The organism is Candidatus Binatia bacterium (genome assembly GCA_036382395.1).
Lineage (GTDB): Bacteria > Desulfobacterota > Binatia > HRBIN30 > HRBIN30 > JAGDMS01.
Map to the genome: position 1 here is coordinate 1 of DASVHW010000151.1, position 1,891 is coordinate 1,891.

A 1,891-nucleotide genomic window follows, 5' to 3' on the forward strand; every position below is an offset into this window, starting at 1 on the left:
GCGATCCCGTCCGCGACGCTACCCAGCCCGACACCGGTGCCAACCCAGACCCCGGCCGCCGGTTGCGTCAACCCCCCGCCAGACATTGCGGCGCTCAGCGACCAGACCGATCCGATCGCCTGCTACGGGAATGCTCCCCTGACCCTCGACGCGTATCCCATCGGTGCCGCCGTCGACTGCCCGGTGTCTGTCGAGCCAGCCTGGCTCGGGTGCCCATCCGGTTTGCTGGAGCTTGTTGGAGAGACGCGCAAGAACGGGGCCCCTTCCCTGCTGGTGGCCGTCGATCCCGCGAGCGGCATCTCCTTGCCCGGGAGGATCTCCATGAACGTCCGTATCACCGGCCGCTATGACGACCCCGCTGCCCAGACATGCCGCGAGATCGGGCGGGTGCCGGGCATGGGAACGCCTGAACCTGCAGCGGGGACAATCGAGGGTTGCCGCGGGACGTTCGTCGTGACTCACGTGGTGCCACTCCAACCGTGAGACGCTCGGCAGCACGCGTCAATCACGAATCCGAATCCACCGGCGGGGCGAGCATGTCGTTCCGATATGCATCGTCGCGACGTGCGCCACTACTATCGGCATCCGCGCTTCATCGCCACGGTCCCCGGCCAGGGCTATCGGTTCGTGCCGACGTTCTCGAACACGGGCTGGGACGGCGAACCCACGGCGAGCAAACGCAGGAAGAACTGAGCGCGCGGCGGACACGCTCCGCCCGCCGACCCGCTCGGGCCCGCCGCGGCCCATCCCGACCGGTCCGACGACCCTCTCACGATGACGAAGCGTCATGACATCGCGGACCCCTGCTAGCACAGTGCCTTCGCACCCAAGACGTCGCCGCGAGGAGATACCCGGCGCGCTGGCGATCCGGAGGCTCGCGAGCGCCGCGTGAGCCGCACAACGACCTATGGCGAGGAGGATCTGACAGTCATGACGCGGACATTCAGCCGAACCACCCGATTCCGGCGCGGCCCCGGCGCGGCCCTGCTGATCGCTCTCCTGGCAGCGCTCGCTATCCCGCCATTCCCATCGTCCGTGTATGCCGACAATGGGAATGGTGGCGAACTCACCGCGCCGCAGCGCGAAGTCCTCTACGGCATCGCGCGCGATACCTGGAACTTCTACAAGACAGACGTGGATCCAAACACCCATCTGCCGCTGGACAACATCGGTCCGGGCAACACGCGCGGCGCCTATACCTCAGCTGCCAACATCGGCGTCTATCTCTGGGCCGTGGTGGCTGCGAACGATCTCAAGCTGATCAGCAGGCCGGAGGCTCGAGACCGCATCGCCGCCACGCTAACCGAGGTCGGCACGCTCGAGCGCGACCATGGGTTCCTATATCAGTGGTACGACACCACGACCGGGCACACAATCCTCAACCCGGGCCAGGCCGACTGCTCGACCGAGACGGCGCCAGCCTTCGACAACTGCTTCTTCATCTCCAATGTCGACAACGGCTGGTACGCCTCCGGGCTGATCGTGGCGCGATCGGCGATGCCGGAGCTCAAACAGCTTGTGAATAGCTTGCTGGCGCCGATGGACTTCGCGCTCTTCTACGACAACCGGGCGCAGACGCCCTGCAACGTCAACACCGCCATCGCCGGGAACCAGCCGACCGGCCAGATGTACGGCGGCTACTACGTGGGGTTGCCGGTCGATCAGGGCACGAACTGGGAGCACTACTACCACAACGGCGCGTTCTATAGCGACCCCAGGATTTCCGCCTACGTAGGCATGGGGTTGCATCAGATGCCCGGCGACGTGTGGTGGCGCAGCTGGCGAGTCCTGCCGCCGCAGCAATGCTCGACGGATCCGGATTTCTCGTGGCAGGGACAGTGGCCCGTGGGCGGCTACTGGCAGGTCTATACGGACCCGCAATCGGGCAAGC

At 66.1% G+C, this 1,891-nt stretch carries 3 protein-coding genes; all 3 read left to right on the forward strand.

Going from position 1 to position 1,891, the window contains the following annotated elements; all coding sequences use genetic code 11:
* A partial coding sequence (locus VF515_06915) for a hypothetical protein (protein HEX7407367.1) occupies nucleotides 1-483 on the forward strand: 483 nt, incomplete at its 5' end.
* Nucleotides 484-549: 66 nt separating this feature from the next.
* The gene (locus VF515_06920; GenBank protein ID HEX7407368.1) at nucleotides 550-693 is read left to right on the forward strand and encodes a hypothetical protein; all 144 of its coding nucleotides are present in this window, start codon (nucleotides 550-552) and stop codon (nucleotides 691-693) included.
* 237 nt (nucleotides 694-930) lie between these two features.
* A partial coding sequence (locus tag VF515_06925) for a DUF3131 domain-containing protein (GenBank protein HEX7407369.1) occupies nucleotides 931-1,891 on the forward strand: 961 nt, incomplete at its 3' end.